Source organism: Neobacillus sp. WH10 (assembly GCF_030123405.1).
Lineage (GTDB): Bacteria > Bacillota > Bacilli > Bacillales > Cytobacillaceae > Neobacillus.
The window spans coordinates 4,236,586-4,263,419 of the sequence record NZ_CP126110.1 but is presented as its reverse complement, the minus strand read 5'-3'; the positions used below and the strand labels follow the sequence as shown (position 1 = coordinate 4,263,419).

Sequence of the window (26,834 nt, the reverse complement as noted above, 5' to 3'; positions counted from 1 at the left end):
GGCTGGTTTTTCCTCCTGCTTTTTCTTTTGGCGTAAAAAGTGTAATAAAAAATCAACCCAATCGTCTTATTAGTAGATTAAAAAGTTTTGAACGATTTTGAGAGGGGGGGATGTGGTTGGAACGGGGTCATCAGATAGAGAAATGGTTTATTCAATTTGAGAAGGATGTCACCAATTATCTTGTTTATTATACGGGGACCACAGATGTTGAAGATTTAGTTCAGGAGACCTTTTTGCGGGCCTTTCGCGCCTTCAGCCGGTTTAAAAACGAATCGAGTCCGAAAACATGGCTAATATCTATTGCCAGAAATACCGCAATTGATTTTTATCGAAAGAAATCCGTCTGGCAGCGATTAAAGGAGCGACTGGATCAAGAGTCAACAAAGCTCCACGTACCGCAAACAGAAGAGAAACTAATAAGGAAAATAGAGTATGCCCAACTTTATGGGGCGATTAATGAACTAAAACCAAATTACAGGGACGTGATTTTATTAAGAGGCATTGCTGAGCTTTCCTCACTAGAGGCGGGACAAGTTCTAGGCTGGTCCGAAAATAAAGTGAATGTGACCTTTTTTCGAGCGGTAAAGAAACTAAATGAGCGTTTAAAGGAGGGGGATTATTTTGAGTCACTTATCGGATAAAGAATTGCTTGACGTGTTAGCGGATTTTCCGAATCATGAATTAACTACGATTCAGAGAACGGAAATGTTAAAGACGATTAGTGAGGCGGAATCGTTTAAGCCAAAAAGGAATTTTCAATTCCAAAAAATCGCAGCATTAGCTGCAGTGTTTATCCTCATTCTTATTGCCCCAATCCTTTATTTAACAAATAAAACAGAGGAGGAAACACCAAGAAGTGGGTCTGATATTAAACAGGCACAGGAAGGCGATTATTTTGCTTTACATGATGAGAATGGTAACCCGCTTTATGGAGATAGTAATTTTGGTATTCCCAATAAAGTCAGTTTGCTGGCTCCAAAGGAATGGGTAGTATGGGATACTAGAGCGACGAGCAAAATTATGGTTTTTTTATGGGGGAAAGATTTAGATTTAGATCAAACGCTGAATATTGATGCTACACACGTAGAAACAGGAATAAAAGAGCATTTTAATAATACCAGCTTATCAGCTGGTATGTATGGGGCAGATGCCCATGCTGTTGTAGATTTTAAAACTTTTGATAAAAGAGGGAAATGGAATCTTGAATTCACTGTATACAACAGTTTGGGGGAGAAGAAGAAAATCGGCGAATTTTCTATTTATTTGAAAGATCATTATGTCTTACTTGGTCACAGCACCTTATTAATTTCCCAAGAAGATTTATTTGCCGGTTTTTATGAGGATGCCTATATCGAGGTTGAAGGGGAAAACTTGCCAGAAGAGATTGAATTAGAGATAAAAAATGAAGAGGACCACACCGACATCTCCCAATTTACATTTAAAGATAAGACAGATTACACGACAGCAGATGGAGACAAGATTTCGATGTACAAAGGAGATTTCCACATTAAAAAGAGTGGTCCATATAGTTTTAGTGTGATGGGAGAATCCAATCTTGTCATAATAGGAAAGCCAACAGATCAATAAAATCAAAAAAGCGATTCTACAATGGAATCGCTTTTTCAATGGTGCTAACTAAGTTATGCGATAGGGCCGCCTTTTTCTTCAATTTCACTCGCAACAGCGGAAAATTTCTTAAAGTTTTCACGGAATTTAGCAGCAAGTTCCTTTGCCTTCTTATCATAGGCCTCTGGGTCTGCCCATGTTTTATTCGGCTGAAGGACTTCATCAGGAACACCGGCAATATGAAGCGGAATATTTAAGCCGAAAATTTCATCTTTCACCGTTTCCACATGGTTTAGTTCGCCTTCGAGGGCCGCTTGAACCATAGCTCGTGTATAGGAAAGCTTCATTCGGCTGCCAACCCCATATTCACCGCCGGTCCAGCCTGTATTGACTAGAAAAACATTGGCATTATGCTCAAGTATTTTTTCACCGAGCATTTCAGCATATCGGGTCGCAGGAAGCGGCAGGAATGGTGCGCCAAAGCAGGTGGAGAAAGTAGCTTCTGGTGATGTGACACCACGCTCAGTTCCGGCAAGTTTGGAAGTGTACCCACTTAGGAAGTGATACATCGCCTGCTCTTTTGTTAATTTTGCGATTGGAGGTAATACTCCAAATGCATCTGCTGTTAAAAAGACAATTGTATTTGGATGACCGGCAATGCTTGGCTGTACAATATTATCAATCGCTTCAATTGGATAAGCAGCACGTGTATTTTCTGTTAAAGTTCCATCATCATAATCAGGGATTCTCGACTCTTGATTTATGATAACGTTTTCAAGTACAGTCCCAAAACGAATGGCATCAAAAATTTGCGGCTCTTTATCACGAGAAAGATTAATACACTTAGCATAGCAGCCACCTTCAATATTAAAGACGCCATTTGATGACCAACCGTGTTCATCATCACCGATTAACCGGCGGTTTGGATCAGCAGATAAAGTTGTTTTACCTGTACCGGACAGCCCGAAGAAGAGCGCAACATCACCTTCTAACCCAACATTGGCAGAACAGTGCATGGAAAAAATATTGTTCTCTGGCAGCAAATAATTCATTACAGAAAAAATGGATTTTTTCATTTCACCTGCATACTCGGTTCCACCGATTAATACGATACGACGTTCAAAAGAGATGATAATAAAGGTTTCTGAGTTGGTACCATCAATAGCTGGGTCTGCCTTGAAATTAGGAGCAGATATTACTGTAAATCCAGCATCATGTTCGAGCAATTCGTCTTCAGATGGACGTATGAATAATTGGTGAGCAAATAAATTATGCCAAGCCATTTCATTGATCACTTGGATGGGCAAGCGCGATTTTTTATCAGCGCCGGCAAAGCCTTTAAATACATAAATTTCATTTTTGTTTTTCAAGTACTCAAGGACCTTATGATAAAGATTTGTGAAAACCTCTTCAGAAATTGATTGATTGGAGGAGCCCCAGGCAATTTTATCCTTGGAAGATTCTTCCGTAACTATAAATTTATCCTGTGGTGACCGCCCAGTGTATTTACCGGTAGAAACACGAACGGCCCCCGTTGAGGTTAGAGTTCCTTCATTGCGGTTTAAGATTTTTTCAACCAATTGGGGTACTGATAATTGCATTTGGACATTACTTTCATTTAGTAATTGCATTAATTCATTTGGAATATGAACAGAATTCATTGAATGAAACCCTTCCTTTATATTCATTATTTTAATAATAAATAGTATAGCACATTTGACGAATTAATCTACACTAATCAATAAAAATGAGTAATATTTTATACTTTATTCCTAAAATACTGAAAAAGTCATGCTATTTTTTTATTATAACAGTTTTATTTTTCCCTTATTTGGAAAGGCAAGAAATTTGCTAAAAAATTGATTGACAATGTTCGCTATTGTAGAGTATTATTCTGATTTGAACGGATACTCTCTTATCCCGAGCTGGTGGAGGGACAGGCCCAATGAAACCCAGCAACCTGCAATATGAGAAGAATGACCGCTAATGGTCCTTTTCAAGTGCAAAGGTGCTAATCTGACGCAAGGCTCATGTCTTGAACGATAAGAGTGAAAGGCCCGGAACAACCTTTCCTCAAATTGGTAAGGTTTTTTGTTTTGTATAAGTCCTTTTGTGAAAAGAGTTTTTAATAATAATCCTTTGTTTATTTCATACTAAGGGAATGAGTACCGTATCAAATTACGAGGTCCAAGAAGTATTCCTGTAACCTTCATAAAACCTCGATTATCTCATAATATAGGAGGAATTCAGATGTCAACAAAACGTCGTTTGTTCACTTCTGAATCAGTAACTGAAGGTCATCCTGACAAGATCTGTGACCAAATTTCTGATTCCATTTTAGATGCTATTTTAGCAAAGGATGCTAATGCCCGTGTTGCCGCTGAAACTTCAGTAACAACAGGACTAGTTTTAGTTGCTGGCGAAATCACAACTTCTACTTATGTAGACATTCCAAAAATTGTTCGTGAAACAATAAAAGGAATTGGCTACAATCGTGCTAAGTATGGCTTTGACTCCGAGACTTGTGCAGTGTTAACCTCCATTGATGAACAATCACCAGATATCGCCATGGGTGTTGACCAAGCATTAGAAGCACGTGAAGGTCAAATGTCTGATGAACAAATTGAAGCAATTGGCGCAGGCGACCAAGGTTTAATGTTTGGTTTTGCATGTAACGAAACGAAAGAGCTTATGCCGCTTCCGATTTCACTTGCACACAAGCTTGCCCGCCGTTTAACAGAGGTTCGTAAAGAAGAGTTACTTCCTTACCTTCGTCCAGATGGAAAAACGCAAGTAACGGTTGAATACGATGAAAATGACAAGCCTGTCCGTATTGATACGATTGTTATTTCTACTCAACACCATCCAGAAGTTGCATTAGAGCAAATTCAACGTAATTTAAAAGAATATGTCATTAATCCGGTTGTTCCACAAGAACTAATCGACGAAAATACTAAATATTTTATTAACCCAACAGGTCGTTTCGTTATCGGCGGACCTCAAGGGGATGCTGGTCTTACTGGCCGTAAAATCATTGTTGATACTTACGGCGGTTATGCTCGTCATGGCGGCGGTGCATTCTCTGGGAAGGATCCTACAAAGGTTGACCGCTCTGCAGCATATGCAGCTCGTTATGTGGCAAAAAATATTGTGGCAGCTGGACTTGCTGAGAAGTGCGAAGTTCAGTTAGCCTATGCAATTGGTGTAGCAAGACCTGTATCCATTTCTGTTGATACTTTTGGTACGGGTAAAGTAAGCGAAGATATTTTAGTTGATCTTGTTAGCAACAACTTTGACCTTCGCCCAGCAGGAATCATTAATATGTTGAACCTGCGCCGCCCAATTTATAAGCAAACAGCTGCTTACGGACATTTTGGCCGTACAGATGTTGACCTTCCATGGGAGCGCACTGATAAAGCTGAAGCTTTACGCGAACAAGCAAATCTATAAACAGAAAAAACGGAATTGCCTTGCCCAGGGGCTTATGTCCCCCAAGCTAGATAAATAGAAGAAGTGGGAGTTGCATTTTTATGTAACTCCCGTTTTTATTTTTTCGTCTAAATTCCTGTAAAGTCATTCTGGCGAATGGAATAAAATGTTTAAGTAGGTCAAAAGAAGTGAAAAATGATTGTACTTGATTTTCCTATTGTTCACAGTTCCATTTTTCAAAAAAAGTGGTAGTATTAGAGAGTATGTTTTTTGTAAAAACGTTTTTCGCAAGGATATTTAGAATGGAGTAGGTGAGGTACATAATGTGTGGTTTTATCGGTTGTGTACACGAGAAAACACAAAACTATAGTGACGAACAGAAACAACAATTTAAAAATATGAATGATATTATAACCCACCGAGGGCCAGATGATGATGGTTTTTATTATGATGACCATATTCAATTTGGCTTTCGCCGCTTGAGTATTATTGATATTGAGAGCGGCCACCAGCCGCTTACGTATGAAAATGAGCGGTACTGGATTATTTTTAACGGTGAGATTTATAACTATGTTGAGCTTCGTGAAGAGCTGCTTAAAGAAGGTTTAGCGTTTGCAACGAATTCCGATACGGAAGTCATCATCGCTCTTTATAGCCATTTAAAGGAAAAGGCGGTTGAAAAGCTGCGTGGGATGTTTGCTTTTGTTATTTGGGATAAACAAGAGCAGACGCTTTACGGGGCACGGGATCCATTTGGGATCAAACCGTTCTTCTATTTTGAAGATGGAGAAAGAACATTTTTTGCTTCTGAAAAAAAGAGCATTCTGCTTGCAATAGAAAATGATGTTCTAAATTATGATTCCTTACAGCACTATTTAACCTATCAATTTGTTCCTGAACCAAATACATTGTCAGAGGGAATCAAAAAATTAGAGCCAGGCCATTATTTTACGAAAAAAATCGGCGCTGCTATGGAAATTAAAAAGTATTGGAAGGCACAATTTAAGCCAGTCCATAAATCAGAAGATGATTTTATTAAAGAGATAAAAGATGTTCTATTTGATTCAGTAGAAAAGCATATGCGCAGTGATGTTCCGGTTGGTTCCTTCCTTTCCGGCGGAATCGATTCTTCGATTATTGCATCGATTGCGAAGGAATTTCACCCTTCCATTAAGACATTCTCTGTAGGATTCGATCACAACGGCTTTAGTGAAATTGATGTCGCTAAAGAAACGGCAGAAAAGCTTGGTGTTGAAAACATCAGCTATGTCATTTCACCTGAAGAATATATGAATGAAGTTCCAAAAATCATGTGGCATATGGATGACCCGCTTGCTGATCCAGCCTGCGTGCCGCTTTATTTCGTTGCTCGTGAAGCCCGTAAGCACGTAACGGTCGTTCTTTCAGGTGAAGGTGCGGATGAATTATTCGGCGGCTACAATATTTATCGTGAACCGCAATCGCTAGAGGTATTTAATAAAATCCCAAGAGTCGGAAAAGTGTTATTAAAAGGGATAGCCGGCATTATGCCTGAAGGTATGAAAGGTAAAAGCTTTATTGAGCGCGGCGTAACCCCAATGGAAGATCGTTATATTGGGAATGCGAAAATGTTCACGGAAGAAGAAAAGCGTGATCTTTTAAATGTGTATCGTGATGGATTGAACTATACAGATATAACGAAACCTCTTTACGAAGAGTCCAGAGGTTACGACCCGGTTGACCGAATGCAATATATTGATATTCATACATGGATGCGCGGTGACATTTTACTGAAGGCAGATAAAATGACAATGGCTCATTCATTGGAGTTGCGTGTGCCATTCCTTGATAAAGATGTGTTTGAGGTAGCATCGAAAATTCCTACAAGCTTGAAAACAGCTAATGGAACAACCAAGTATATTTTGCGAAAAGCAGCGGAAGGAATTGTGCCAGCACATGTACTTGACCGGAAGAAACTTGGTTTCCCAGTGCCAATTCGCCACTGGTTAAAAAATGAAATGAACGATTGGGCGAAAAAAATCATCCGTGAAAGCAACACGGATCATTTAATCAATAAAACGTACGTTTTGAGTTTACTTGAAGACCATTGCCAAGGGAAAGCCGACAACAGCCGAAAAATCTGGACGGTTCTCATGTTTATGGTTTGGCATCAAATATATGTTGAGAGTGTTTATTCTTTTCAACGTGATTATGCCTTACAAAAAGAATTACAATTACTGAAACATTAATAGGAAAGCACCCAATTGTTTTAGTTGGGTGCTTTTTTGTATTGTTTTGGTTTTTTTACATTATTTGTATAATAATCCATTGATGAAGGACAATGTATTATTAGTTCAAATAATCAGCTAAAAAACTAAAATATGAGTCAATCTTTCAAGGAAATGAGCCAATAGATTTCTCAAGCTTTTATTTCCATTAAATTATGATTGAAGTGACTTATAATATTGGCCCTTTTCCGCATATTCTGTATAAATGCGTTTCATTTCGTTTTTATCCTCCGGGGTTAATTCTCTAATAACTTTAGCAGGTCTGCCAAATGCTAAAGTATTAGGGGGAATTTTCTTCCCTTGTGGAACAAGACTGCCGGCGCCAATAAATGCACCTTCACCGATTTCAGCGTTATCAAGAATAATGGATCCCATCCCGATTAATGCTCCTTTTCTTACGATGCAGCTGTGAAGGATCACCTGATGCCCAATTGTTACTTCATCTTCTAAAATTAGCGGGTTATTAGGACTTTGGTGTAAGATAGAGTTATCTTGGATATTCACTTTATTGCCAATCCTCGTTGGTGCGACATCACCTCTAATACTCGAATTAAACCAGACACTGGACTGTTCACCTATTTCAACATCACCAGTTATCGTTACATAATCAGCAATAAATGCGGTGTCAGCAATTAGCGGGTATTTATCTTTATAGGGGTAAATCATTTGTTTCGCTCCTTTTTAAATGATGATTCTATTTTATCGGTGCTTAAAGTGATTTTCAAAAAATTCACCTTATTTACTTAAACAATTGCTTATTACTTTTTTCTAGGGGGAAAAAATATGTGGAAGTGGGAAGCTGAAGGAGAAGCAAAAGCGGTAATCGTAATCGTTCATGGGGCAATGGAACACCATAGGAGATACGGCTGGCTGATCGAAATGTGGCGGTTATCGGGATTTCATGTCATTATGGGCGACCTTCCAGGGCAAGGCATGACAACAAGAGCCAGCCGAGGCCATATTGATTCCTTTGATGAATATATCATTGAGGTAAAGGATTGGGTTCAAGCTGCTTATCGCTATGAGCTGCCAGTGTTTTTGATAGGACATAGTATGGGGGGCCTGATTTCCATCCGCTTATTACAGGAAGAACGATTAAATATTGCAGGAGTGATTCTGTCATCACCATGTTTAGGACTCATTCATACTCCATCAAAATTATTAGATACAATGTCACATCTTTTTAATGTTGTTTATCCATCCTTAAGGATGAATTCAGGATTAACGGTCCAAATGGCGACAAGAAACGAGGATGTAAGGGAAGCTGATACCAATGATACACTTTACGTGACAAAGGTTTCTGTCAGATGGTATCGTGAACTTGCGGATGCCATAAAACAGGCATTCATAAACCTCGAAAAAATACAGGATATCCCCATGCTTGTGATGCAGGGCGGGGATGATAAGATTGTAAATAAAAAAACTGTTAAAGAATGGTTCAATCATGTGCCTTTATCGGAAAAAAGGTATAAGGAATGGCCTAATTGCTATCATGAAATATTTAATGAACCGGAGCGGGAAGAGGTTTTTGAATATGCAAAGGATTTTGTTAACAGTCAATTAAAAGCAATTGGTTATATCGTATAGAAAAGCGGATGCGACCGTATAGCGCCGTTTGGCCACTAGTCGCTGGAAGCTGAGGCTGAACTGTTTTCGAAGTTAAATAAATATATACTTATCATTAAGAAAGGTTGTTGTAATCCATGATGCCAATCACCCTCATGTCAAGGGTCTATCGAAAAATCCTTCCAGCAGTCCATCAAGAATTGGCTTATTGGAAAAGGCGTGCTGAAAAAATACCGAACCCGGAGCTTAGAAATCAAGCTCTTGCCAGTATTGAGCATAAAACCTTCCACTGTGAGGGGGGAGCCATTCTTGCACTCACAGCCGGTGAGCATTATAAAAAAGCAGTAAAGTTTATTGTCGCTTATCAAACAATCAGCGACTATTTAGATAATTTGTGCGACCGGAGTACATCTCTTGATCCTGATGATTTTGCGGCATTGCACGAATCGATGTCAGATGCACTTGTTCTACATACAGAAGAGAAAAATTATTACCGCCTTCGCTTGGATCAGGATGACAATCAGTATCTGTATGATTTATCGGCAACATGTCGTTCTGTTTTAAGGGAGTTGGAGCATTATGATGTCATTAAAGATTATCTCCTCGAGTTATGTCAGTACTATTGTGACTTGCAAATAAACAAGCATGTGGTGAAGGAGGAGCGTGTACCTAGGCTGGAAAAATGGTTTCGTTATTATCAGGATGATCTGCCTGATATGGAATGGTATGAATTCTCGGCATGCTCCGGTTCCACACTTGGGATTTTTTGTTTAATCTCGTATGCGATGCGTGAGGACTTTCGGGAGAAAGATGCTGAAAATATTCGTAAGGGATATTTTCCTTATATTCAGGGATTACATATTCTTTTGGACTATTTTATTGACCAGGAGGAGGACATTGCAGGAGGCGACTTGAATTTTTGCTCCTACTATAAAAGTGAGGAAACACTTTTCAATCGCTTAAAGCATTTTGTGACGGAGGCAGACAGGCATACCGAGTACCTTCCACACAAAAAATTTCATCAGCTCATTAATCGCGGCTTGTTAGGGATCTATCTTTCGGATGCAAAGGTCCGTAAACAAAAAAATGTCCGTAAACTGGCGAAAGGAATCATTAAATCCGGTGGCTGGATTAGTTATTTCTTTTATTTCAATGGACTGGCCTACAGGTCAATACAAAAATCAGTACCTGCGTTTGTAACGAGATTAATGACAAAATAAAAAAACCAGGCAGGTGGTCTTACCCCTGTCAAGTAGACAACATAAAAAAGCTAAGCTGCCAACGCGTGTCGATATTCAATCGGCGCGCGTTGTTTTAGTTTCTTTTGAATACGTTTGTAATTGTAATGATAAATATAATCCTCAATCGCTTGTCGTATCTCCACTTCTGATTTACACTGTTCAATATACAACTTCTCTGTTTTGAGATGCGAAAAGAAGGATTCAATGCAAGCATTATCCAGGCAGTTTCCTTTGCGAGAGTGGCTGCCCTTAATGCTGTATGCTTCTAATCGATTGTTGTATCCCTTAGACGTATACTGAAAGCCTTGATCCGAATGGAGAACAGCTTCAGCTACGTCTTTTTTCTTTGTCCATATTTCTACTGTATTCAAAACAAGTTCAAGGTCGTTTCGTTTCGAAAGTTCCCATGACACAATCTCATTATTAAATAGATCTTGAATTACCGATAGGTAATAGAATTGCTTACCATCTGAGACATATGTTATATCCGTTACCATTTTTTGATTAGGTCCTGTTGCCTTAAATTTTCTCTTTAGGCGATTCGGATGGATTACGGATGGAGTATGACCATGGCGCTTTCTTTTCTTTCGGATGACAGACTGGATGTTCATTTCTTTCATCAATCGGTACACCTTTTTATGATTAATCTTATAATCATTTTCCTTTAACAAATAGGTCATACGAGGGCAGCCAACTTCGGGATGAAGTATATGAATGCCCATCATGTGTTCACATATATCTTGGTCTTGTTTTGTTCTTTCATCGCGTTTAAATTGAGTGGACCTCCATTTATAGTAGCTTGCTCTTTTAATATAAGCGATTTCCAATAACCATGTGATTGGATAGACATCCCTTAATCCTTCTATGATTTCATACTTGCTCTGTTGGGGGATTTCTCCTCCTTTACTAGATTTGGATACTGCTTTTTTAAATAATCCACCTGTGCCTTTAGGTAATCTCTTTCTTCTTCTACTGACTTAAAATTAGTACGAGGTCGACCTTTTAATGGATTAGACACTCCACTTCGTTCTTCAAATTTCTCTCCCTTTTCCCACTTCTTTACCCACACTTTTAGTTGAGTACAGTTTAAAATTCCTAACTCATCCGCCAATACTTTATAACTTTTAGATCCTTTTACATATTTCATTACAGCATTTAATTTAAATTCATTTGTATACCTTTGAAATTGTTGTCCTTTTTTAGCCATAGAAATATCCCCTCCAAGTATTAGTGTAACACCCACGCTATACACATGGGTTTTTTACACTGTCTACTTAAAGGGGATAATATCAAGGGCCTGGTTTTACCTTTTTTCAATTGCAACGATAAACGGCGGGTTATTTTGTTGATTAATAAATTGATATTGCAGTACATGGGCAGTTCTTTGATGTATTTGTTCGCAATATTGAAGAAGAGAATCCCTTTCCACAACACCTTGTTCGTGCCCATGGTAAATAACAAGTACAATTGTTCCTTCTGGTGCCATCATATCTAACAACTGCTCAATTGCGGCAATTGTTGTCTCAGGCCGGGTTACTGTCGTTTTATCGCTGCCAGGCAGATAGCCAAGGTTAAATATAGCGCCGGTAAGTTTTCCATGAACATTAGTCGGGATCTTAGCAGAAAGCTGCTCATGGCCTGCATGAAAAATGGTAACCTGCTCTAACAGACCATTCTGCGTTAAGCGCTCTCTAGTTGCTGCAATCGCTTCTTCCTGGATATCAAAGCCATAGACCATCCCGTTTTCCCCTACAAGTCCAGCTAAAAAAACGGTGTCATGTCCATTTCCTACTGTTGCATCAACCACAAAATCACCAGGTTTTATTGCTTTTTCGAGTAAATTTTTTGCAAAGGGAAGAATACGCTCCATTTTCATCGGTTTAAAGCCCCTTGATAAAATTTGCCCTGCCAGCTGTCTCTACGCCTTAGTTCTGCATCAATGGCATTCAACACTTCCCATTTATTTACACTCCACATTGGGCCGACCATCAAGTCAATTGGGCCGTCACCCGTAATGCGATGAACAATCATTTCCGGCGGTAAAATTTCCAATTGGTCGCATACTAAGTTTACATAGTTTTCTTGTGAGAGGAATTCAAGCATTCCTTTTTCATATTGTTTGACCATTGGTGTACCTTTTAGAAGGTGCAGCAGGTGAATTTTAATCCCTTGCACATCTAATTTTGCAACTTCACGCGCCGTTTCCATCATCATGTCATACGACTCAAGCGGCAACCCATTTATGATATGAGAGCAAATACGAATTCCATGCTTTCTTAACTTGTTAACTCCTTCAACATAACATTGAAAATCATGGGCACGGTTGATGAGTAATGCAGTACGTTCATGCACTGTCTGCAGCCCAAGCTCAACCCATAAGTAGGTTCGTTCATTTAATTCCGCTAAATACTCAACGACATCATCCTGTAGACAATCCGGACGGGTTGCAATTGACAATCCCACAACACCTTCTTGTTTAAGGACGGTTTCATATTTTTCACGAAGGACATCAACGGGTGCATGGGTATTTGTGAATGCTTGAAAATAGGCCATGTATTTGCCGTCTTTCCATTTCGAATGCATTTTTTCTTTAATTTCGTTGAATTGTGTCTCCAGTGTCTCAACACGATTTCCAGCAAAATCACCTGAGCCGGCAGCACTGCAAAAAGTACAGCCCCCATGTGCCACAGTACCGTCACGGTTCGGACAATCAAAGCCTCCATCTAGTGCAACTTTAAACACCTTATGGCCAAAATGTTGACGAAGGTGATAATTCCATGTATGGTACCGTTTATCATCTGTTGCATATGGAAAAGGTTTTGTCTGAAACATGTCAGAAAACCTCCTTTATTAAAAGTAAAGTTTACATAAGGACAATTTTAACATGAAGCGAAAGTCTTATCCAATTGTAATTGTTTCAAGTGGAATTAGGATTATTTATCCCGCATTAACGTGTAGTATGCATAAGCCCCATAATCTAAGACTTTGATGTAAAAGGATCAGTTTGGGATCAACAGCCCGTAAAATCCCGATTGGTTTAGTTAATCACCGTTGAGGGATGGAAAAGCCCTCCAATTAAGGAAGTTTCACTTTATCTAACTGTTTGTGTAATAGGAAAATGCATGGAGAACACAATAAGAAATGAAGCAGTGTGTGCTTCATAATTGGATTGTGCCATAACATTAAGGAGGTTCTTAGATGGCTACTCGCGAATCAATGGACAATTTAATGCAGCAAGTTGAGGATACAATTCGCTATGCAGAGGAACAATATAAACAAAGCAGCCTTCAGGAGCATTATAATGACGATAATTATACAGATGCGTTGCAACAGCTAGAGGAGACCTATCAAGATATTGCAAAAATGGCCCATAGTGCGAATTCGCAGCAGCGGGAACAACTCCATAGAATGAGACTTCAGCTTCAACAGTTACAGAACTCCATGATTTTAGAAGAGCATTAAGAGGAGGAGAACCTATTTGAAAAAACGGTCAAAGCATCAAAATCCTGAACAAACAACACGAAATGGCATCAATAATCAAGATCTCGAACTTGGGCAGGATGTCAATCTTGTAAAACAAGCGAAAAAGAAATATGAAAAATCAGGTGGTCAGCCGGTTAAATCGAAAATGCATCAAGAAAATTAAAAAAAAAATCCCTCAACATTATTGTTGCGGGATTTTTTTTATTAATTTTCTTACCAAAAAAACGGCAATGTTTCATCAAAATACCATCGCTCCAAACCCTAAATATCAAATTCTTAATAAAAACAACATGAAAATAGAAAAAACGCGTTCACACTTTGGCAACAACTTAGATTTATTTTGTGATGTAGGTCACAGAATGGGATTTTTATACATGGTTTAAATAAGATATAGATTAGCGATTTTTATACCAAATACACCACTTTTTGGGTGGAAAAGTGTGGAGTGTCGATTGAGTGAATCAGGCAATCTGAACATGTGAAAGATATTTATTTTTCACAATGAAATAGGTATTTCTGAGCTTTGCTTACACCGTCTTTATTATTATTTTAGGTTGGTTCTTTGAAGGAATTCTAATTCCAAAAAAGAAGACAGCGTTAACACCATTTCGTTTTGGATAACTAATCAAGTTTACTGAGCATTTTTTTTAGAATTTTATGTGAACATGTTCACATTTTATCCACAAATTTGCCTTGCAAAGGAAGTAAAAATATGAAAAAGCACTTATTCATTTTTAGCATTGTCTTGGCCTTAATGTGTCCTTCGATTAGCTTTGCTGAAAATAACACCATTTTAAGCATGGAAGAGTTGACGATTCAAGTTATGCCGGAGTTTGCTTATCATCCAAGTGATCAAAAAAAAGACCATGCACCACTGTTAATTGGTTATCAGGGTTCAATGGTAAACAATTCCGACCAGCCACAGAAGGGACAAATTGAAATCCCGCTTCCAATGGGGGAAAAGAATTTTCGGATTGGCTATGTGGCCGATTACTCAGCTGATTTACAGAAGGCTTATGAAATCGAATATATCATTGACCGTGATAAAGGAACGATTTCTTGGACAACAAGTGAAGAGATTGCACCTAAAGAACGATATAAATTTGTTATTGAGTTTTATACAGACAGCTTAAAGGTTAATAAGGAAAAGAAAACATTATCATATCAGTTTAAAAGCTTTACAGACATTGGACTCGTCAATGTTATCTTTACACAGCCTTCTAAGGCAAAAAAAATGAAGCTCACACCGGCACCGGAGGAAAAACAAAATCATGCTGACGGAGATAACACCTTCTCCTATTTATTTCAAAATGTAAAAGCAGGTGAAGAGAAAAACTTCTCTTTAACATATGAACGCAGTGAAACTAAACCAACAACAGAACTCACGACTAATGAAAACTCAGAGAAACAGAAAAAAAAGGAGAATAAAATATCCACAGGGCTTGCGTTTGGAGCATTTTGTGGGATCAGTGTTCTTTCTTTAGGTGCATTGACCATTTTAATTAGAAATCGAAAGAAATAGCAAAGACGCTTTTAATAGCGTGATTCATTGGGGATTAAGGTACCTCATCGGTACTTTAATAAATATATAGAGAAATTTACAGTTTTTATGGGAGGTGAAAAAATGTTCAAAAAGCTTATGAAGATGGACAAAAAGTTTTTAGTTGTATTGGCACTTCTTGTTGGAGTATTTTTATCGTTTTCTGCAGTCAAAACAATGGCCTACCTGGATTCACCTGGTTTTTGTCAAAACTGTCATACGATGAAATCTGTTTATACATCATTCGTGGATTCTACACATTCAGATTTGCAGTGTAATGACTGCCATCTGCCACATAAGAGTGAGGCAGGCAAATTATTTTTCAAAGGGCGTGCCGGGATGACGCATATTTATTTCAACACATTTGGAACTGAAGATATCCCAGATGTGATACAAGCGACGGACCGTACGAAAAGTATTATGGACGATAACTGTATTTCCTGCCACAAGAGTACTTTGAACAATGTGTCGCATGATGCCAAGGACAGCTGTGTAACTTGCCACAAAACAGTACCACACGGGAAAGGCTTTAAAGATGATCACTATAATAAGCCACCAGTGTCAGGAGAGTTATTAGAAAATAAGGGAGGGTTTTAAAAAATGGGAAGGTTCCGATATGGGGCATATCTTCTGCTACTAGCACTTGTTTTGATAATCACTGGCTGCGGTAATGATTCCGGTGACAAAACAGCTTCAGCAACAGGCAAGAAGACGACAGGCCTTTCAGCAGATGAAATAAGCAATGAAGCATTCAAGGACAAATTTCCGCTTCAATATAACAGCTATAAGAAAAATGATAAGATGGAAGAAACTAAATATAATGGTTCAGTAAAACGAAGCAAATTTGATGCCGATAAAGAGCCATTACTACCGATTCTATTCAATGGCTATGGATTTGCGATCGAATATAACGAAGATCGCGGACATACTTATGCATTCGAAGATATTCGTAACGTCAAACGTATTACAGATAAATCAGTTGGTTCTTGTTATACATGTAAATCAACCGCTGTACCAAAAATGATTGAAGAAATGGGCGACAGCTACTGGGGCGCAAATTTTAATAAAGATATTTGGCCAAAAGGGGAAGCGATGGGTCATTCTCCAATCGGCTGTTCTGACTGCCATGATCCAAAAACAATGGATTTACGCGTAACCCGCCCAAGTTTTTATAAAGCATTAGAGGCTAAGGGAGTAGATACGTCAAAACCAACTAAAAATGATATGCGCACCTATGTTTGCGGTCAGTGCCATGATGAATATTACTTTGCTGCAAAAAATAGTGAAGTTACCTACCCGTGGACAAAGGGCTTCAAACCTGAAGAAATGTATGAATACTATAACACGATTGCAAAAGAAAACGGTTTTGAAAAAGACTGGATCAGCAATATTTCCGGAACGCCAATGTTAAAGGCACAACATCCGGAATTTGAAACTCATTCATCAGGCACACATGGTAAAGCAAATGTATCTTGTGCGGATTGCCATATGCCATATGAACGTGTCGATGGAAAAAGGAAGATCTCATCACATTGGTGGACTTCTCCGCTTAAGACCATGCAAACTTCTTGCGGACAGTGCCATGGTGACCGTGATTTAGACAAATTGAAAGACCGCGTGCTTGAAATTCAAGAAGCTAACGTAAGCGGATTACATGATGCACAAAATATTTCTACTTCTGCCCATTATTATGTGAACAAAATGATAACTTCCGGTGTAAGTGAAGAGAAGATCAAAGAAGCACAAGAGTTTGTTCGTAAAGGCCAATGGTACTGGGATATCATTGCCGCTGAAAATTCTTCAGGCTTCCATAACCCACAAGGATCAATGGATTCTTTAAGGATTTCTATTGAGCAGTCTAATAAAGCAATTCGTCTTGCAACAGAAGAGCTTGTGAAAAAAGGTGTTAACATGGAAGAGCTTGATCAGGAAATTGAAAAAGTGATAAAGGCTGTTGCGGATGAGAAAGTGAATGAAAAGAAAAAAGACCATGCTGTTAACAGCTATTTCCCAGCCCAAGCACCAGTTGTACCGGCAGCTCCAAAAAAATAGACCCATTCCATTAAATTCTTATTCGTCCCGCCAAGAAGGAATAAGATATTGGGAAAGAGCCTAAAATATGTTTTGAAAAACACTGTTTCCTTTAAGGAGACAGTGTTTTCTTGTATTTATTTTGCTTGAAATGTGGTGATGTGTCAATTTTGTGGGCTTCAATTATGGGTTTAGCGGAAAAAATGGTGAACTTGGCGGAATTAATCCCGAAATTCGCTGGATTCCAGTCATAAAGTACGGATTTAAATCCCTACGATAGCTAGAAAAACAAAACGATTGCACCCAGACAGAAAAAAAGCTAAAATTACCTAGGGAATCGAAATAATATACAATTAAGGAGGGTTTTTCATGCCACGTGCCTTATGGCTTTTAATCATCGGGATGGCAGTGAATGTAATAGGCTCTTCTTTTTTATGGCCTTTAAATACAATCTATATTCACGATCATTTAGGAAAGTCCCTTTCCGTTGCCGGGATTGTCCTAATGCTAAACTCGGGAGCAAACGTAATTGGAAATCTCTATGGCGGCCATTTATTTGATAAAATTGGCGGCTATAAATCTATAATACTGGGAATTGGTATTTCCCTTTTAGCACTGGTCGGCTTATCACTTTGGCATGATTGGCCACAATACGTCGTTTTTCTTACCATTGCCGGCTTTGGTACAGGAATTATTTTTCCATCGATGTATGCGATGGCGGGTTCAGTTTGGAAAGAAGGCGGACGTAAATCGTTTAATGCCCTTTATGTCGCACAAAACCTTGGGGTTGCCGTAGGTGCTTCTCTTGGCGGGATCGTTGCAGATTACTCATTCCAATTAATCTTCTTAGCAAATACCATCATGTATGTTTTCTTTTTACTAATTGCTGTATTTGGATATAAGAGGATCACGGTAGAGCCTGTAAAACACGACCATAATGAAAAAGCATTGACTCCAGTAGAAAGTAAAGTAAATTTACAGGCTTTATTAATAATATGTTCGGGCTATTTGCTTTGTTGGGTTGCCTATAGTCAATGGACAACAACTATTGCTTCTTACACACAGGAAATCAATATTTCATTGACACAATACAGCTTATTGTGGACCATAAACGGTGCCATTATCGTCCTTGGGCAACCGTTATTAATTGGAGTGCTGAAGTATTTATCGGCTTCACTAAAGCTACAAATCCTAATTGGAATTGGTATCTTTATCGTTTCATTTTTAGTGGCGGGAAAAGCAACTGCTTTTTCAGGATTCCTCGTAGCCATGATTATCCTAACAATCGGTGAAATGTTCATCTGGCCTGCGGTTCCTACAATAGCTTTCGATTTAGCTCCTAAGGGGAGAGAAGGCTTTTATCAAGGAATTGTCAATAGCACTGCAACGGGCGGTAGAATGGTTGGCCCTCTACTTGGCGGGATGCTTGTTGACTTCTATAGCATGTCGGCGTTATTTCTTGTTTTAATTTCACTGTTCCTTATTTCAATTGTAACGACTCTAGTATATGATCGTCACTTAAAAACGGAAAAACAGTTTGAAGCAAAAACATCGTAGCTTAGGATATCTAGAAATCTAGTTCTAAAGAGACAGTTCACATGTGAACTGTCTCTTGTTATTTATCCATTAAATTCGAACGGTTGTCTCTTTTTTTTGATATAGTAACAATATAAAAAATAATATTTTCACAAATGGTTATTTGTATTATAGAAAAGGAAAGAAGGAGATACCTTGCTTGCTTTATTACCTCTTATGCTTGAACGTGTCGGTATCCTACTTATAATTGCATTTATTCTTTCGAGGATGAAATCATTTCGTCAGGTTATTTATCATGAACATGGTATCGCTGTCAAAGCAACAATTATTGTTATTTTTGGAGCTTTTGGCGTTATTAGTAATTACACGGGTGTGGAAATTGGACATGGAATGATAACGTCTAAGGATTGGCTGACAAATGTCGATAATACGGGTGCCATTGCCAATACAAGAATTATGGGTGTAGCGATTGGCGGATTGCTTGGCGGACCATTTGTAGGAATTGGAGTTGGGCTCATTGCTGGATTACACAGGCTGTCTCTAGGCGGTTTTACAGCAGTAGCATGCTCTGTATCAACTATTTTTGCTGGAATCGTTACTGGTTTTTTAGGTAAGCGCTTTAAAATTCAAGAAAGCAGCTCGCCGTTGAAGGCTGTCGTAATAGGAATTTTGATGGAATGCTTTCAGATGGGGATTATCCTAATACTGGCAAAACCTTTTGATGAAGCACTCCATCTTGTTGAAATTATCGCATTCCCAATGATTGCGATTAATGGTTTTGGAACATTGCTATTTTTGTTAATCATTCAGGATATTTTTCAGCAGCAAGAACGAACGAGGGCGTTGCAAACGCATAAAGCGATGTCCATCGCCAATCAGACGCTGCCATTTTTTCGGCAAGGCTTGAATATTGATTCGTGTACAAAGGCAGCAGAAATTATTCTAACATGGACAAATGCAGATGCCATTTCTATCACGAATCAGCATCAAGTATTAGCGCATGTTGGCGCAGGAGCGGATCACCATTTTCCATCCGGAACCATGGCAACAGAATTAACGAAAAAAGTATTGGAACAAGGACGTAATATTATTGCAAAAACAGCAAATGAAATACAATGTGTTAATCCAAAATGTCCGTTAGAAGCTGCCATTGTTTTACCTCTCAAAGTTCATGATAAAACGGTTGGTACATTAAAACTTTATTTTACCGACTCTAGTAAACTAAATCTTGTGGAGCTGGAACTTGCGGAAGGCTTAAGGAAATTAATCTCTGGCCAGCTCGAAATGGCAGAGCTGGAAATGCAAAGAAGATTATTAAAGGATGCAGAGATAAAGGCTCTGCAAGCCCAAGTGCATCCTCATTTTTTGTTTAATGCGATTAATACAATTTCCAGCTTAGTGCGAATTGATGCCGATCAAGCGAGAAAGCTATTAATTCAGTTAAGTATCTTCTTTCGCAGCAATCTTCAAGGAGCGCGGCAAATGTTAATTCCGCTTGAGAAAGAGCTTGAGCATGTCGAAGCCTATTTGACGATCGAGCAGGCAAGATTCCCTGACCGTTATAAAGTAGATTTAGAGATTGATCCATCTTTAGAAAAAGTGTTGATTCCACCGTTTACCCTGCAGCCACTGGTGGAAAATGCAATTCGTTATGCTTTTCCAAAAGCAAAAACGGGAATGGTTAAGGTTCGTGCCTTCAAAGAAGATAAGAAAATGGTGTTGCACACTGAAGATGATGGAAAAGGGATTGCGCCGGAACTGCTTGAAACACTAGGAAATCAAACAGTCGATTCAACTGAGGGAACAGGGACAGCCCTATGGAATATTAAGAAGCGAATTGAAGAAATTTATGGCCAGAATGCTTCGTTTCATATTGAAAGCAAACTAGATAACGGAACGAGAGTAACGATTAAACTGCCGTTAACCGGGCAAATGGAGTGAAGATAGTGTTAAAGGTATTTATTGTGGATGACGAACCGCTTGCGAGGGATGAGCTTTCTTATCTACTTAAGCGCAGCAAACAGGTGGAAATTGCAGGAGAGGCTGATAATGTCGAAGCTGCATTAGAAAAAATGGTAGTTCTTGATATTGATGTGATTTTTTTAGATATTCAGCTAGCCGATGAAAGTGGGATCGAAATTGCAAATAGAATGAATCAATTGGAATACCCTCCACTGATCGTATTTGCAACTGCATATGATGAATATGCTCTTAAGGCTTTTGAGCTAAATGCTGCTGATTATATTTTAAAACCTTTTGATGAAAAACGGGTGCAGCAAACAATTGAAAAGCTTTACAAGCTAGCCGGTAATAAAAAACAAAAAATATCGCTACCATCAAGGCAGCAATCTTACGCAAACGAGCGAACTGAAAAACTAGCTGTTTCTGTTGATGAAAAAATAGTTCTCGTGAATATAAACGAAATCCTCTATGTTGCTACTCAAGAGGGAAAAACGATGATTGCCACGGAAAAACAAAAGTATTGGTTAAGCGATTCATTGGTTACATTTGAACGGAAGCTCCAGCATACTCCAATCATTCGCGTTCATCGGGCGTATTTAGTTAGTATTGATGCGATCGTTGAGATTGAGCCATGGTTTAATTCAACCTATAATTTGATTATGAAGGATGGTGAAAAGGTTCCAGTAAGTAGAACCTATACAAAAGATTTAAAACAACTGCTTGATTTTTAAGCAGTTGTTTTTGTATTTCAAGCGATTATTCATGTTTTTCAACTCCTGATTTTTGCATTTTAGTCTGAAAATTCAATGGTTCCGTTTTCATTTATTATGATAGAGATAAGTAAGAAATGAAAAGGGAGGTAATAAAATGAATGCGGTTTCTATTGTAATTGGCTCTATTTGTATTTTAATGATTGCTTATCGTTTATATGGGACATTTATGGCGGTAAAAGTATTAAAATTAGATGATTCAAAGCCGACACCTGCACACGAATTAAATGATGGAAAGGACTATGTTCCAACCAATAAATGGGTTACTTTCGGACATCACTTTGCGGCTATCGCTGCTGCAGGCCCGCTTGTTGGTCCAATTCTGGCAGCACAATTCGGCTATTTGCCAGGTTTACTCTGGCTATTGATTGGTGCTGTTATTGGTGGAGCAGTTCATGATGCTGTTGTCCTTTATGCATCTATGCGAAAAAAGGGAAAATCTTTATCTGAAGTAGCAAAAGACGAATTAGGTCCCGTCGCAGGTTTTTGTACTGGACTTGCCATGCTATTCATTATAACTATTACAATGGCCGGGCTTTCCATGGTTGTTCTCCATGCACTCGAAAACAACCCATGGGGTACGTTTTCTGTAGGAATTACGATACCGATTGCAATGGGGGTAGGAATTTTTTATAAAAAAACAGGCAATCTAAAATTGACATCAACCATTGGGTTTATTCTTGTCATGGTTGGAGTGTTTGTTGGTCCATCGATACAGAATACAATCTTGGGTGATTGGCTTACGTTAGATACAAAGACATTGGCTATAATTCTACCAATTTATGCTTTCTTTGCTGCGGCATTGCCTATATGGCTCTTGCTTGCCCCGCGAGATTACTTAAGCAGTTTTATGAAGATTGGTGTTTTTATTGCACTGATCATTGGGGTTTTCATTATTAATCCAACGATTCAGATGCCGGCTTTTACTAAATTTACGCAAGGTGGCGGTCCAGTTATTGGAGGACCTGTTTGGCCATTTATCTCAATTACCATTGCTTGCGGTGCCATTTCTGGTTTCCATGCATTTGTCGGTTCAGGGACAACACCTAAAATGTTGGATCGATGGTCAGATATCAAGGTTGTTGGATTTGGCGCGATGTTAGTAGAGTGTGTCGTAGGAATTATGGCGTTAATTGCTGCAACAGCGCTACATCCTGCGGACTATTTTGCGATTAACTCAACACCAGAAGTATTCAAAACATTGGGAATGCATGTGGATCAATTACCAAAGCTAGCGAAGGAAATTGGGATTGACCTTGAAGGAAGAACAGGCGGTGCTGTGACTTTAGCTGTAGGGATGACCTATGTTTTCACCGAAATTCCCTGGTTTGCGAAATTATCGTCTTACTTCTTTCAGTTTGTAATTATGTTTGAAGCGGTTTTTATTTTAACAGCGATTGATTCTGGAACACGTGTAGCCCGCTATTTGATTCAAGATTTCTTTGGTGAGTTCTATAAACCATTGAAAAAGACAGATTGGCTTCCAGGATCGATTTTTGCAAGTGCTTTAGCTTGCTTTATGTGGGGCTATTTACTCTTCTCAGGCGATATCGGATCTGTTTGGGCACTATTTGGCGTATCCAACCAATTGATGGCATCTATCGGTCTCATCGTCGGTGCAACTGTTATACTAAAAATTGCCGACAAACGCTGGTACATGCTAACCTGTTTAGTGCCACTTTCCTATTTATTTGTTACCGTTAACTATGCAGGCTATTGGATGGTGAAGAATGTTTACCTCAATCAAGCAGCTGCCGGTTACAGTGTATTGAATGGTGTCTTATCAATTATTATGTTAGTACTCGGTATCATCATATTGGTGGCAGCAATTAAGAAATGGACAACGATGTGGAATTCTCCACGTTTCCAATTGGGAACAAAAGCTGCATAAATTAATGTAAGCAGGTGGCTTCAGAAGAAAAAAACTTTTAAGCCATCTGCTTTTTCATTCAGACATCGAAATTGCTTTCCTGGTAATATATAAATGAATGAAAATGTTAATGGTAATGCGTTTAAATGCGGGATAAACCGTCTATCCTGAATTTAGGCAAATGTTTGCTTGCATAGTGGTAGAAAATTTAATACAATTACCGTAATACTTTATATTAAAAAAACAGTGATCAGGAGTAGTAGTGATTAATACCTGTAACATAGAGAGTTGACGGCTGGTGGAAGTCAACCGGGTACATCATGAACTCGCCTTTTGAGTTGCAAACGTGAAAGATTAAGTAATGTTTGCCGTTTTCCGCGTTAAGGATGAATGAAGCGAGTGCAGGCAGCACTAATGTGGGTGGTACCGCGGGAAGATACATACAATCCTCTCGTCCCTTTTTGGGATGAGAGGTTTTTTTATTTTATCTAGCTGCAGCGCCATGCCCTTCGAGGTGAAATAACCTGAACCATATGAAGTCAAAGTGCCGGCTTCAAATGGTTTAGAACATTTGCTTGGCTACAGAAAGCTAACGCTTTCTGCACGCATTAAGGGAGACTTAGCCGATTTTCAATCGTCTAAGTCTCCCTATATCAGGGCTGAACAAGGCGCTTCCGCTTTTATATTTTTATAGGAGGAAAACGATATGAGTTTTGACCATCAACAAATCGAAAAAAAATGGCAAAAGAAATGGGAAACAGAAAAAACATTCAAAACAAGTGAAGAATATGATAAACGAAAATTCTATGCATTAGATATGTTCCCATATCCATCAGGGGCAGGTCTTCACGTTGGACACCCTGAAGGATATACGGCAACCGATATCCTTTCACGTTTAAAGCGGATGCAGGGATATAACGTGCTTCACCCCATGGGCTGGGATGCATTCGGACTGCCAGCGGAACAGTACGCATTAGATACTGGTAACGACCCGGCAGAATTTACCGAGCAAAATATCAACACCTTCCGCAGACAAATTAAATCACTAGGTTTCTCGTATGATTGGGATCGTGAAGTTAACACGACAGATCCTGAATACTATAAATGGACTCAGTGGATTTTCTTAAAGCTGTGGGAAAAGGGACTTGCCTATATTGATGAGGTAGCAGTAAACTGGTGCCCGGCACTTGGAACCGTTTTGGCAAACGAAGAAGTTATTGACGGTAAAAGTGAACGAGGCGGCCATCCGGTTGAGCGCCGTCCGATGAAGCAATGGATGTTAAAAATTACTGCCTATGGTGACCGTTTGCTTGAAGATTTAGAGGAGCTTGACTGGCCGGAAAGCTTGAAAGAAATGCAGCGAAACTGGATTGGCCGCTCTGAAGGGGCAGAAGTAACCTTCAAAATTGATGGCCATGATGAATCCTTCATCGTTTTCACAACCCGTCCTGATACATTATTCGGTGCAACCTATGCAGTATTGGCTCCTGAACATGCATTTGTTGATAAAATTACAACAGCTGAACAGCGCGAAGCCGTTGCTGCATATTTAGATAAAGTTAAAACGAAAAGCGATCTTGAGCGTACTGATCTAGCAAAAGAAAAAACAGGTGTATTTACTGGTGCGTATGCCATAAATCCGGCAAATGGCGAAAAAATGCCAATCTGGATTGCTGATTATGTATTAGTAAGCTACGGAACTGGTGCGATTATGGCCGTTCCTGCTCACGATGAACGCGATTATGAATTTGCGAAAGAATTCGGGCTGACTATTAAGCCAGTTGTTGCGGGCGGCAATGTGGAAAAAGAAGCCTTTACCGGTGATGGCGAACACATCAATTCCGATTTCTTAAATGGATTAAATAAAGAAGATGCGATTTCAAAAATGATTTCCTGGTTAGAGGAAAAAGGGATTGGAACCAAGAAAGTAACGTTCCGGTTACGTGATTGGTTATTCAGCCGCCAGCGTTACTGGGGTGAGCCGATTCCAATTATCCATTGGGAAGATGATACGATGACAGCTGTACCGGAAGATCAGCTACCATTGACATTACCAAAAACGGAGGATATTAAACCATCTGGAACAGGCGAATCGCCACTTGCCAATATTGCTGATTGGGTAAACGTCGTTGATCCGGAAACAGGCAAAAAAGGCCGCCGCGAAACGAATACAATGCCGCAATGGGCAGGCAGCTGCTGGTACTATTTACGTTATATTGATCCAAAAAACAGCGAAGCACTGGCTTCTGCTGAAAAATTAAATCACTGGCTACCTGTTGATATTTACATTGGCGGTGCCGAGCATGCCGTGCTTCACTTGCTATATGCCCGTTTCTGGCATAAATTTTTGTATGATATCGGTGTAGTTCCAACAAAAGAGCCATTCCAAAAGTTATTTAACCAAGGAATGATTTTAGGTGAAGGCAATGAGAAAATGAGTAAATCAAAAGGAAATGTCGTCAATCCTGATGATATAATCGAGAGTCATGGTGCCGATACGCTTCGCTTGTATGAAATGTTTATGGGCCCTCTTGATGCCTCTATTGCTTGGTCGACAAATGGTTTGGACGGTTCCCGTCGCTTCCTTGATCGAATCTGGCGATTATTTGTTGAGGAAAATGGTGAATTAAATCCGAAAATCCAGCCAAATGAAGAAGCATCGAATTTGGAAAAGGTCTACCATCAAACTGTGAAAAAGGTTACCGAGGATTATGAAGGATTGAGATTTAACACTGCTATATCACAAATGATGGTCTTCATTAATGAAGCCTATAAAGCAACAGTCCTACCTAAGGATTATGTTGAAGGATTCGTTAAAATGCTTGCACCTGTTAGTCCACATATCGCTGAAGAGCTTTGGGAAAAGCTAGGACACAGCGGCACGATTTCCTATGAGGCATGGCCTGCATATGATGAAGCAAAATTAGTCGATGAGGAAGTCGAAATTGTGATTCAAGTAAACGGTAAGGTAAAGACTAAGTTAATGGTACCGACTAATGTCAGCAAAGAAGCATTGGAAGGAATCGCGATGGATGATGACCGTGTGAAGGAACAAATCGAAGGAAAAACGATTCGTAAAGTCATCACAGTACCGGGTAAATTAGTTAATATCGTAGCTAATTAATATAAAAGAACATCCTCCTGTTTGGGGGGATGTTTTTCTGAAGGGATGATTGGGATGGAAGAGATTCAAATTATTACACCAGAAGAGGTACAAAAGAAGCTTGAGGAAGGGGTAAAACTTGAGCTTGTTGATGTAAGGGAAAATGAAGAGGTAGCATCAGGGATGATTCAAGAGGCAAAGCATATTCGAATGGGCGACATTCCTGCTAATCTTGACTACTTTGACAAGGAAAAAGAATACATTTTTATCTGCCGTTCAGGAGGCCGCAGTGCAAATGTCTGTTATTACCTTCAAGATCAGGGCTATAAAGTCCGTAACATGGTTGGCGGCATGATGAACTGGACTGGAGGAACGAAATAACCGATTCCAAATGTGGAATCGGTTTTTCTCTGCTCTTTGTTTAGCTTACAAGTTCAATCGAAAAATAATCTTAACTTCCCTATTTTTAA

The 26,834-nt window shown here is 39.1% G+C and carries 23 protein-coding genes, 1 riboswitch and 1 other annotated feature; of the genes, 17 read left to right on the top strand and 6 right to left on the bottom strand.

Annotated elements, in window-relative coordinates; all coding sequences use genetic code 11:
• Nucleotides 1-116: 116 nt before the first annotated feature.
• A complete protein-coding gene (locus tag QNH20_RS20830; protein WP_283919871.1) occupies nt 117-641 on the top strand; it encodes an RNA polymerase sigma factor in 525 nt (174 codons plus the stop codon).
• On the top strand, nt 622-1,587 hold the full coding sequence (locus tag QNH20_RS20825) for a hypothetical protein (RefSeq protein WP_283919870.1): 966 nt from the start codon (nt 622-624) through the stop codon (nt 1,585-1,587). The genes QNH20_RS20830 and QNH20_RS20825 overlap by 20 nt, the downstream gene beginning before the upstream one ends.
• 53 nt (nt 1,588-1,640) lie before the next feature.
• On the opposite strand, the gene pckA is transcribed toward QNH20_RS20825, so the two are convergent.
• Nucleotides 1,641-3,227: a phosphoenolpyruvate carboxykinase (ATP) gene (gene pckA, locus QNH20_RS20820; RefSeq protein WP_283919869.1), complete on the bottom strand. Its 1,587-nt coding sequence runs from the start codon at nt 3,225-3,227 to the stop codon at nt 1,641-1,643.
• 251 nt (nt 3,228-3,478) lie between these two features.
• Nucleotides 3,479-3,615: riboswitch (SAM riboswitch) on the top strand.
• Nucleotides 3,616-3,816: 201 nt separating this feature from the next.
• Between pckA and metK the strand changes: the two genes are divergently transcribed.
• Together metK and asnB are read left to right on the top strand one after the other, a co-directional pair.
• Nucleotides 3,817-5,016 (top strand): methionine adenosyltransferase, encoded by a 1,200-nt coding sequence (gene metK / locus QNH20_RS20815; protein WP_283919868.1) that lies wholly within the window; start codon nt 3,817-3,819, stop codon nt 5,014-5,016.
• Nucleotides 5,017-5,318: 302 nt separating this feature from the next.
• The gene (asnB, locus tag QNH20_RS20810) at nt 5,319-7,223 is read left to right on the top strand and encodes an asparagine synthase (glutamine-hydrolyzing) (protein ID WP_283919867.1); all 1,905 of its coding nucleotides are present in this window, start codon (nt 5,319-5,321) and stop codon (nt 7,221-7,223) included.
• Between the two features lie 192 nt (nt 7,224-7,415).
• Here the strand turns inward: asnB and QNH20_RS20805 are convergent, their stop codons facing one another.
• Nucleotides 7,416-7,928, bottom strand: coding sequence for a gamma carbonic anhydrase (locus tag QNH20_RS20805; protein ID WP_283919866.1), 513 nt, complete (start codon nt 7,926-7,928; stop codon nt 7,416-7,418).
• A 117-nt stretch (nt 7,929-8,045) separates the two neighbouring features.
• Between QNH20_RS20805 and QNH20_RS20800 the strand changes: the two genes are divergently transcribed.
• Both QNH20_RS20800 and QNH20_RS20795 read left to right on the top strand, forming a co-directional pair.
• Nucleotides 8,046-8,849 carry an alpha/beta hydrolase gene (locus QNH20_RS20800; protein ID WP_283919865.1) on the top strand — a complete coding sequence of 268 codons (804 nt, stop codon included), beginning with the start codon at nt 8,046-8,048 and terminating at the stop codon, nt 8,847-8,849.
• Between the two features lie 116 nt (nt 8,850-8,965).
• A complete protein-coding gene (locus tag QNH20_RS20795; RefSeq protein ID WP_283919864.1) occupies nt 8,966-10,048 on the top strand; it encodes a tetraprenyl-beta-curcumene synthase family protein in 1,083 nt (360 codons plus the stop codon).
• A 50-nt stretch (nt 10,049-10,098) separates the two neighbouring features.
• Here the strand turns inward: QNH20_RS20795 and QNH20_RS20790 are convergent, their stop codons facing one another.
• The 4 genes from QNH20_RS20790 to mnmL form a co-directional block, all read right to left on the bottom strand.
• A complete protein-coding gene (locus QNH20_RS20790; RefSeq protein WP_481858086.1) occupies nt 10,099-10,938 on the bottom strand; it encodes an IS3 family transposase in 840 nt (279 codons plus the stop codon).
• The gene (locus QNH20_RS27140; RefSeq protein WP_481857980.1) at nt 10,932-11,276 is read right to left on the bottom strand and encodes a transposase; all 345 of its coding nucleotides are present in this window, start codon (nt 11,274-11,276) and stop codon (nt 10,932-10,934) included. Before QNH20_RS27140 ends, QNH20_RS20790 begins: the two co-directional genes overlap by 7 nt.
• A gap of 96 nt (nt 11,277-11,372) precedes the next feature.
• Nucleotides 11,373-11,945: a tRNA 5-(aminomethyl)-2-thiouridylate-methyltransferase MnmM gene (gene mnmM, locus QNH20_RS20785; RefSeq protein ID WP_283919863.1), complete on the bottom strand. Its 573-nt coding sequence runs from the start codon at nt 11,943-11,945 to the stop codon at nt 11,373-11,375.
• Nucleotides 11,942-12,901, bottom strand: a complete 960-nt coding sequence (gene mnmL / locus QNH20_RS20780) for a tRNA modification radical SAM protein MnmL/YtqA (RefSeq protein ID WP_283919862.1) — start codon at nt 12,899-12,901, stop codon at nt 11,942-11,944. The genes mnmM and mnmL overlap by 4 nt, the downstream gene beginning before the upstream one ends.
• 366 nt (nt 12,902-13,267) lie before the next feature.
• Between mnmL and QNH20_RS20775 the strand changes: the two genes are divergently transcribed.
• From QNH20_RS20775 to QNH20_RS20725, 11 genes are all read left to right on the top strand, one after another.
• Nucleotides 13,268-13,531, top strand: a complete 264-nt coding sequence (locus tag QNH20_RS20775; protein ID WP_283919861.1) for a YtzC family protein — start codon at nt 13,268-13,270, stop codon at nt 13,529-13,531.
• Between the two features lie 16 nt (nt 13,532-13,547).
• The gene (locus tag QNH20_RS20770; RefSeq protein ID WP_283919860.1) at nt 13,548-13,715 is read left to right on the top strand and encodes a glycogen biosynthesis protein GlgD; all 168 of its coding nucleotides are present in this window, start codon (nt 13,548-13,550) and stop codon (nt 13,713-13,715) included.
• Nucleotides 13,716-14,264: 549 nt separating this feature from the next.
• On the top strand, nt 14,265-15,074 hold the full coding sequence (locus tag QNH20_RS20765) for a hypothetical protein (RefSeq protein WP_283919859.1): 810 nt from the start codon (nt 14,265-14,267) through the stop codon (nt 15,072-15,074).
• Nucleotides 15,075-15,176: 102 nt separating this feature from the next.
• The gene (locus QNH20_RS20760) at nt 15,177-15,689 is read left to right on the top strand and encodes a NapC/NirT family cytochrome c (protein ID WP_283919858.1); all 513 of its coding nucleotides are present in this window, start codon (nt 15,177-15,179) and stop codon (nt 15,687-15,689) included.
• Between the two features lie 3 nt (nt 15,690-15,692).
• Entirely contained in the window at nt 15,693-17,144 is a 1,452-nt protein-coding gene (locus QNH20_RS20755) for an ammonia-forming cytochrome c nitrite reductase subunit c552 (RefSeq protein ID WP_283919857.1), read from the top strand.
• A gap of 348 nt (nt 17,145-17,492) precedes the next feature.
• Nucleotides 17,493-18,680 carry an MDR family MFS transporter gene (locus QNH20_RS20750; RefSeq protein ID WP_283919856.1) on the top strand — a complete coding sequence of 396 codons (1,188 nt, stop codon included), beginning with the start codon at nt 17,493-17,495 and terminating at the stop codon, nt 18,678-18,680.
• Between the two features lie 174 nt (nt 18,681-18,854).
• Nucleotides 18,855-20,600: a LytS/YhcK type 5TM receptor domain-containing protein gene (locus QNH20_RS20745; protein ID WP_349632685.1), complete on the top strand. Its 1,746-nt coding sequence runs from the start codon at nt 18,855-18,857 to the stop codon at nt 20,598-20,600.
• A 5-nt stretch (nt 20,601-20,605) separates the two neighbouring features.
• Nucleotides 20,606-21,352: a LytR/AlgR family response regulator transcription factor gene (locus QNH20_RS20740; RefSeq protein ID WP_283919855.1), complete on the top strand. Its 747-nt coding sequence runs from the start codon at nt 20,606-20,608 to the stop codon at nt 21,350-21,352.
• A 136-nt stretch (nt 21,353-21,488) separates the two neighbouring features.
• The gene (gene cstA / locus QNH20_RS20735; protein ID WP_283919854.1) at nt 21,489-23,282 is read left to right on the top strand and encodes a carbon starvation protein CstA; all 1,794 of its coding nucleotides are present in this window, start codon (nt 21,489-21,491) and stop codon (nt 23,280-23,282) included.
• 216 nt (nt 23,283-23,498) lie between these two features.
• Nucleotides 23,499-23,723 (top strand) — a binding site (T-box leader).
• A gap of 244 nt (nt 23,724-23,967) precedes the next feature.
• Nucleotides 23,968-26,385, top strand: a complete 2,418-nt coding sequence (gene leuS / locus QNH20_RS20730) for a leucine--tRNA ligase (protein WP_283919853.1) — start codon at nt 23,968-23,970, stop codon at nt 26,383-26,385.
• Nucleotides 26,386-26,439: 54 nt separating this feature from the next.
• A complete protein-coding gene (locus QNH20_RS20725; protein WP_283919852.1) occupies nt 26,440-26,745 on the top strand; it encodes a rhodanese-like domain-containing protein in 306 nt (101 codons plus the stop codon).
• Nucleotides 26,746-26,834: the final 89 nt, after the last annotated feature.